Source organism: Enterobacter huaxiensis (assembly GCF_003594935.2).
Classification (GTDB): Bacteria; Pseudomonadota; Gammaproteobacteria; order Enterobacterales; family Enterobacteriaceae; genus Enterobacter; species Enterobacter huaxiensis.
Genome location: NZ_CP043342.1, coordinates 2,508,437 through 2,515,689, shown reverse-complemented (window position 1 = coordinate 2,515,689; position 7,253 = coordinate 2,508,437). Strand labels below are relative to the sequence as shown.

7 protein-coding genes are annotated in these 7,253 nt (G+C 51.2%); 3 read left to right on the top strand and 4 right to left on the bottom strand.

Going from position 1 to position 7,253, the window contains the following annotated elements:
* The first annotated feature begins 35 nt into the window (after positions 1-35).
* Both D5067_RS12055 and D5067_RS12050 read left to right on the top strand, forming a co-directional pair.
* The gene (locus D5067_RS12055) at positions 36-2,201 is read left to right on the top strand and encodes a type I secretion system permease/ATPase (RefSeq protein WP_119936738.1); all 2,166 of its coding nucleotides are present in this window, start codon (positions 36-38) and stop codon (positions 2,199-2,201) included.
* Positions 2,198-3,373, top strand: a complete 1,176-nt coding sequence (locus D5067_RS12050; RefSeq protein WP_119936737.1) for an HlyD family type I secretion periplasmic adaptor subunit — start codon at positions 2,198-2,200, stop codon at positions 3,371-3,373. The genes D5067_RS12055 and D5067_RS12050 overlap by 4 nt, the downstream gene beginning before the upstream one ends.
* 34 nt (positions 3,374-3,407) lie before the next feature.
* On the opposite strand, the gene D5067_RS12045 is transcribed toward D5067_RS12050, so the two are convergent.
* Positions 3,408-4,292 (bottom strand): MarR family transcriptional regulator, encoded by an 885-nt coding sequence (locus D5067_RS12045; RefSeq protein WP_119936736.1) that lies wholly within the window; start codon positions 4,290-4,292, stop codon positions 3,408-3,410.
* Between the two features lie 328 nt (positions 4,293-4,620).
* Between D5067_RS12045 and D5067_RS12040 the strand changes: the two genes are divergently transcribed.
* Entirely contained in the window at positions 4,621-6,084 is a 1,464-nt protein-coding gene (locus D5067_RS12040; protein ID WP_119936735.1) for an EAL domain-containing protein, read from the top strand.
* Positions 6,085-6,181: 97 nt separating this feature from the next.
* Here the strand turns inward: D5067_RS12040 and D5067_RS12035 are convergent, their stop codons facing one another.
* From D5067_RS12035 to ycgZ, 3 genes are all read right to left on the bottom strand, one after another.
* Positions 6,182-6,460, bottom strand: coding sequence for a biofilm development regulator YmgB/AriR family protein (locus tag D5067_RS12035; protein WP_119936734.1), 279 nt, complete (start codon positions 6,458-6,460; stop codon positions 6,182-6,184).
* A gap of 24 nt (positions 6,461-6,484) precedes the next feature.
* Complete coding sequence (locus tag D5067_RS12030) at positions 6,485-6,784, bottom strand: hypothetical protein (RefSeq protein ID WP_119936733.1); 300 nt, start codon at positions 6,782-6,784, stop codon at positions 6,485-6,487.
* A 120-nt stretch (positions 6,785-6,904) separates the two neighbouring features.
* Complete coding sequence (ycgZ, locus tag D5067_RS12025) at positions 6,905-7,144, bottom strand: regulatory protein YcgZ (protein ID WP_119936732.1); 240 nt, start codon at positions 7,142-7,144, stop codon at positions 6,905-6,907.
* Between the last annotated feature and the right edge of the window lie 109 nt (positions 7,145-7,253).

Below are 7,253 nucleotides of genomic sequence, written 5' to 3'. Positions count from 1 at the left end.
GTGCGTAATTATCGCACTGGACAGGACGTAGCATTATGAAGACACATCCACAGTACGAACCCTGGCTGCAGGGCATGCTCATCATTGCAAAGCACTATCGGCTGGATTTTTCGGCAGAGCACGTTCGGGTCACGATTAACCATGAAAGTCAGTCTCCGCGCCATCTGGTGCTGGAGGAGATGGCGCGTCAGCTAGGGCTGGGGATGCGTAGGATAGAAGCGCAGGCCGTATCGCTCGACCCGTGGCGCTTGCCGCTGCTGGCGGAATTCACCGGCGGGCAGGTTGCGGTGATCAACCGCATGGACGCTGAAGGAAACGTCAGCCTGCAGTTCAGCGGCGATGGCGGTCTGGAAACGACCCTGACGCGCGAAGAACTGGGCTCGCGGCTCAAAAGCGTAGCGGTGCTGCGCCCGCTTGAATCGACGCCGGACGCGCGCGTCGATGACTACATCAAACCCTATGAGAAAAACTGGTTCTGGCAGCTGGCGCTGAAGGACTGGCGTCGCTACAGCGACATTATGCTGGTGGCGCTGGTGGCCAACGTGCTGGCGCTCTCGGGCATGGTCTTCTCCATGCAGGTGTACGACAGGGTGGTGCCGTCGCAGTCGGAAGCCACGCTGTGGGTGCTGTTTGGCGGCGTGATGATCGCCATCGTATTCGAATTCATCATGCGTATGCTGCGCGTGCATATTTCCGACGTGGTCGGGAAACGCGCGGATCTGCGGATCTCTGAACGCGTGTTTGCCCACGCTCTGCGGATTAAGAACGGCGCGCGCTCGAAATCAACCGGCTCGTTTATCGCGCAGATCCGCGAGCTGGAGTCGGTGCGCGAGCTGATCACTTCAACCACCATTGCGGCCATTTCCGATCTGCCGTTCTTCCTGCTGTTTGTCGTTATTTTGTGGATGATTGGCGGCCCGCTGGTGCTGGTGGTCCTGCTTGCCGTTCCGCTGCTGCTGATCCCTGGGCTGCTGGTGCAGCGCCCGCTGGGGAAACTCTCCAGCGAAGGGATGCGTGAATCCGCTATTCGTAACGCCACGCTGGTGGAAGCGGTGCAGGGTCTAGAAGACATCAAGCTGATGCGCGCCGAGCAGCGTTTTCAGAACCAGTGGAATAACACCAATGACGTGGCTGCCAGCGTCGGCATGAAGCAGCGCTGGCTGACGGGGCTGCTGCTTACGTGGACGCAGGAAGTACAGTCAATCGTTTACGCCGTGGTGCTGCTGGTGGGCTGTTACCTCGTCATCAGCGGCGACATGACCACCGGTGCGCTGGTGGGTACCTCGATTCTGGCGTCGCGGACCATTGCGCCGCTGTCGCAGATCTCAGGCGTGCTGTCGCGCTGGCAGTCGGCAAAGGTGGCGCGCAAGGGGCTCGATGACCTGATGCAGCGCCCGATTGACGATCCGCAGCAGGGCAAAAAAGTGCACAAAGCCCACCTGCGCGGTGATTATCAGCTGGACAACGTCGGGTTTTATTACGACGAAGAAGAGAAGCTCACCGTGCTGAACATCAGCAGGCTGAAGATCCGTGCCGGGGAGCGCATTGCGGTGCTCGGGCGGAATGGATCGGGCAAGAGCACGTTTCTGCACCTGCTGGCGGGGATGCAGGAGCCGCAGCAGGGCAGCATTCTTCTGGATGATATTGCCTTAAACCACCTGGATCCGGCTGACGTGCGTCGCGATATGCAGCTGCTCAGCCAGCAGGCGCGGCTGTTCTTTGGCTCGGTGCGCGACAACATCCTGATGGGCAATCCGCTGGCCACCGATGATGAAATTCATCAGGCGCTGGTCAACAGCGGCGCGCTGGAGTTTGTCCGCAAGCAGAAAATGGGGCTGAACTACATCATCAATGAAGGGGGCGCCGGGCTATCCGGCGGTCAGCGTCAGGCGTTACTGCTGGCGCGCGCGCTGATTACGTCGCCAAACATTCTGCTGCTGGATGAGCCTACCGCCTGGCTGGATGAAGTCAGCGAGAAGCAGTTTATCCAGCATCTTCACCAGTGGCTGGGTAAGCGCCGAACGCTGGTGGTGGCGACGCATCGTCTGCCTATTCTGGACCTGGTTGACCGCATTATTGTCCTGGAGAACGGCAAGGTGGTGATGGATGGCCCGCGTGACGCCATTCTGAGCCAGCACGGCATGGCGGCGCAGAAAGCACCGCAGCGTACCGTCACGATGAAAACGGAGGGCGTGGCATGAATGATTTCTCCCGCTTTAACAGCCGCCTGAAGGAGCCGCGCCTGCCGCGCGCTACCCTGGTCGCATGGTCACTCTTTGCCCTGCTGGTGGTCTTTATTACCTGGGCGAGCCTGTTCCATCTTGATGAAGTGACCACCGGCAGCGGCAAGGTGATCCCGTCCTCACATGAGCAGGTGATCCAGTCCCTTGAAGGAGGGATTATTCACAGTCTGATGGTGCGCGAGGGCGACATCGTTGAGCGCGGTCAGCAGCTTGCCCAGCTCGACCGCACGAAAACCGAGTCCAGCGTGCTGGAAAGTGAGTCTCGACTCAACGCCGCGATGGCAACGGCCGCGCGGCTGAACGCCGAGGTGAACGACACCGCGCTGGTCTTCCCGGCGGAGCTGGATGACGACGTAGAACTGGTTAAACAGGAGACGGCGCTTTATCAGTCGCGTCGCGAAAGTCTCGACAAAGGGCTGGCAGGGTTACGCCAGGGCACCGAGCTGATACAGCGAGAACTCTCCCTGACCCGTCCGCTGGTGACGCAGGGCGCGGCCAGTAAAGTGGAGGTGTTACGGCTTGAGCGTCAAAAAAATGAGCTTGAGAATAAGATCACCGAGATGAAAAACCAGTACTACGTGCGCGCCCGCGAGGAGTTGGCCAAGGCCAACGCCGAGATGGAAGCGCAGCGTTCGGTGATGAAGGGACGTGAGGATTCCCTGACCCGCCTGACGTTTAACGCGCCGGTCCGGGGGATCGTGAAGGATATCGACGTAACGACCGTCGGCGGGGTCATTCCACCCAATGGAAAGCTGATGAGCCTGGTACCGCTTGATGACCAGATGGTGATAGAAGCGAAAATTTCCCCGCGCGATGTCGCCTTTATTCATCCTGGCCAAAAAGCGCTGGTAAAAATCACGGCCTATGACTACTCCATCTACGGCGGGCTGGAAGGGGAAGTGACGATGATTTCACCGGACACCCTGCAGGACGAGGTGAAAAGGGATGTTTATTACTATCGCGTCTATATCCGTACCGACAGCAATCATCTGACCAATAAGCAGGGCAAAGCATTCCCGGTGTTTCCTGGCATGATAGCCACCGTGGATATCAAAACGGGGAGCAAAACCATTATCGACTATCTGCTGAAGCCGTTGAACAAAGCAAAAGAGGCGCTGCGCGAAAGATAAAAAAAGGCGTTCGGGGAACCGAACGCCGGTGGGGTTATACGGTGGACGTCACGCCAGGAGCGTGGCGCCGCTCTTTCGGTACAACGTTGATGTAGTGCGTAACGTAAGCAAAATATAAACCAGCATAGTTTTCAACCAGCTCAAGGAATGCCGGATAAATCGACATTCGACCTTCTCCGCGATCTTTTAAATAACCCGCCTCCTGCGCCGTTTTGATAATTCTGTTTACGTGAATACGCGAAACGTAAAATTCTTTCGCGAGCGTGCTGGCTGAGTAATCGATTATGGCACCGTGCGCGGTTTTATTCTTAATGGCCTGCAGGTACAAATAGAGCATAATCATTCGGCCTCCGTCCTTTTCGATAAATAATCCCACCTCAGGCAAGACTTTTTTGAATGTTAATCCCCGAAACAGGTATTCCGCCGCGCGTCTAAAGAAGTTGTTGCGTAATACGTCGCTGTCTAACAGGTTGACGTTAATATTGAACGCCGGATAGAGAATGCTGACGGGTAAGAACGCGCCGGACATATAGCGTTTAAGTTCATTGAGTCCTTTTTCTGTTGGGGCGATTCGTGTTTTTCGTCGGTCTTCGCTACAGCGCCAGGTCTTGATACGACCGGTTGTTCTCAATATGGTGATAATTGCAATGACGCTGTTGGGGCTGGCAATATGATATCGCGAGCATAGTTCCTTAATCTCTGATACTGATTCGGCCTGATTTCCAAAAATAAAGCAACACATAGAAAGTATGATATTGAAGCGTGATTCCTGAAGCATGGTTTTGTAGAACAATGGCTGTTTTTTATAAATGCTGTCGTTAATGGTGTAGTGTTCTATTATTGCCTCGCTGAATCGTGGGTTGCTCTTAATGACATCCCGTCGATGCAGCAAAGCTCTGGATGAAATGTGATTATCCATAGCATTTTCTCTTAATCAAATAAGCGATGAGATGAAGTATCCAGTCTGTTTTTAGGAATTTTCATTATACCATTGTGGATGACATATTCACTGTGGTTGTTTAAAAATATACTTATATTTACGTCGCGTATGGATGCGCGGGTTGATTAACCCAAAGATGTTCCGGAGTGTTGCGTTGATAACGGTTTATTAACGTATTCGGGTGCTGTAAAATTATTTTACACAACGAGCTTATTTCAAGTTTGTTACATTTCAATATTATTTTGCTGCCCTTTTTCTGGCCATTCTCTCGGTCAAAGAATTGTGTTTGTGTCCCCAGGAGCAGGATATGATCCAAACTATTTCGCACAGAAATGCTGCACGTTATGAGCAACACTTTGTCATCTCGGCCTGTGGCTTTACCTTCCAGGGATACACATTTTTTCTGCAGCAGCACGGGATAAATGCGACTCACCTTCGTTTTAATGATGATGAACCGAACTCGGGGGACGTAGAAAATATTGTTTCAAATCAAGAAGCTGAAATCTGTGTTTTTCTTGGGGACGATATTGCTCTTCTACTGGAGAGCCTGAAGAAGCTGGCTTCAGTTCTTAACGTTCTTCCTGTGGTTCGACGGGTTACGCTGTATGGAAAAATTCCCGACAGCTGGCTTTACCGAACGCTGGGCAGTCTTCTCCATGATAAACAACACTTATCCAGGGTGAGAGTCGCCCGCGTTTCGGATATCTCGGATGCTTTTAAAAATACGGCTGATGTGGCGGAAAATCACTCTCGCTTATTATGCGAGGCCTATACAGACTGTTCTTATAAAGAGGTGGCAAAGGGATTAACCCGGCGCGAGCTTGACGTGTTGCTAAATTTTTACCGCGGAATGTCGGTAAAAGAACAGTGTGAAAAAATGGGCCTGTCGGATAAGACCGTCTATACCCATCGCAAAGAGGGCGTCAGAAAAATACAGCCCATCAGAATGTGGTTAAACGATACGCATGTATTACGAACGGAGGGCAGCGGCGATCGAAAAAATAGTCGAGAACGGTTGTCCAGCCACGAGATTGACATCCTAAACGCTCTTCTTAAGGGCGAAATATTTCCTGCTTATCAAATTATTACCGATCGTAATAAAAAGGGCGTAGGTTTTGAGATCCTGCTGCGCTGGAATCAGAACGGTAAGATCGTCAAGCCCGCGGCTTTTTTGTCTGACATTTCAGATATTGAAATCTGGTTGAAGATAACCGCGCTGGTGATCCATGCCGCTGTGTCAGGCATCAATAAATATAACGGTAAATACTACTTTTCGGTCAATATCCCGCCGCGGCTGGCATCCGGAAATGCGCTGCCGGGTATGGCCAAAAAGGCGATTGAAATGCTGTTTAAGCCGCATTGGGCCGAGAAGCTGGTGTTTGAGTTTGCAGAAACTATTGACGTTACGAAGGATAATGCGATCCCTGAAACGATGCGGCGCTTGAGAAATACCGGCTGTCGATTGTTTTTGGATGACTGTTTTTCGAATCATCACACGATGTTCCCCGTGCGGCACATTCACTTTGACGGGCTGAAGCTGGACCGCGATCTTGTTGAGCAGTTCGTGGCTAACGACAATGATTATAATTTGATTAAAGCGATACAAATATACAGCGATATGTCAGGAAGTGATTGCGTTGCAGAGGGAGTAGATAGTGAAGAAAAGTTCGAAAAGCTGATTGCTCTTGGGGTCAAAAACTTCCAGGGATATTATCTCTCACGCGCGGTAAGAGAGGATGAATTAGACCGCATGGTGAGGCTTTTTAGCTAATGATTTATGCTGCTGGTGGGTGAGGGTAATAGTAGAAATACTCTTTCTTCAACCCACCAGCTTTCAGACAGGAGTGGAGATCATCGCGCTCTTTTAATCAGATGTCGTCCCGGGTAAATCCGACGACAATTTCAAGCGTGTTACGGATCACATCACACGCTTCAGGCTCTGGTGTAATTTCAAGCGCGTGGATCAGCTGCAGGATAATCTCTTTGTTCGAAAGGTTATCACCACAAAGCAAAATACAGCGTATTGCAGAACCTAACACTTCGGCCTCATCGCTGAGATGCTTACCCGCGTTAAGAAAATGTTCGGCCAGTCCTTTATCGTGCAGTGCTTCAAAATTATACGTCTGCTGTCTCATCGCCTTGCTCATGGTGGTCACCGTGTCCGTTGCAAATTAGTGTTTCTTATCGGGGAAAAGAAGAGTGTCTTTTTTGAAGAGGGAACGGATTCGACCTACGTCATAGTCGCCGATCACTCTTCCTCTGTCTTGTGATACGCCCGTCACGCGCTGGCGTACTTCATCTTCAGCAGCAACTAATGCATTTTTACGTTCATCATCTGACTCAACGCCAGCCATTGCACGCAGGCGCTCGGCAAGCGATGCAAAGGTGATGGGCCCGTTCTCTTTTAATATGGATAAAACGGCCTCACCAATCAGGTCGTCTTTGAGTCGTTCAAATCTGGTTCTATGCATAGCTTCAATCTCACTCTGCTACATGCGGAGGGCTGTAGCATTGGGTTAGTCATCGCTTAGGGTAAAGATAGCCCATCAGCGTAACTAACTTAGTAAGTTAAAAAACAGTATTTCTTCACGTTATCGCTCGAAGAAGAGGGCGATCAGACCGTTGTAATGCGCCTTTTCTTCTTCACAGGAAGACTCTTCGATACGTCGTAGCAGCTTTGTACAAATTGTCATTCTGCTCAGTTGTACATTTTCCTTAATGATTTCACTGACGATCAGCCCAAGCGTCTCCTGCTGGCTGGGAATATTGTTTTTATTGAAATACAGTGTGATAGCGCTTTCTGCAGATGAGGGTGCCAGGTTACGACGCATAATTTTCCACCGTTAAAAAACATTTTAGCAACATTGATGCAAATGAATTTATACCATCACGCTAAATCTGTACAGGGAAAATGTACAACTTTTTCAAAATGGAAAAATT

Coding starts and splice junctions, on each gene's coding strand:
- D5067_RS12030 (WP_119936733.1), bottom strand. CDS start 6,784: ATGCATAGAACCAGATTTGAACGACTCAAAGACGACCTGATTGGTGAG.
- D5067_RS12055 (WP_119936738.1), top strand. CDS start 36: ATGAAGACACATCCACAGTACGAACCCTGGCTGCAGGGCATGCTCATC.
- ycgZ (WP_119936732.1), bottom strand. CDS start 7,144: ATGCGTCGTAACCTGGCACCCTCATCTGCAGAAAGCGCTATCACACTG.
- D5067_RS12050 (WP_119936737.1), top strand. CDS start 2,198: ATGAATGATTTCTCCCGCTTTAACAGCCGCCTGAAGGAGCCGCGCCTG.
- D5067_RS12035 (WP_119936734.1), bottom strand. CDS start 6,460: ATGAGCAAGGCGATGAGACAGCAGACGTATAATTTTGAAGCACTGCAC.
- D5067_RS12045 (WP_119936736.1), bottom strand. CDS start 4,292: ATGGATAATCACATTTCATCCAGAGCTTTGCTGCATCGACGGGATGTC.
- D5067_RS12040 (WP_119936735.1), top strand. CDS start 4,621: ATGATCCAAACTATTTCGCACAGAAATGCTGCACGTTATGAGCAACAC.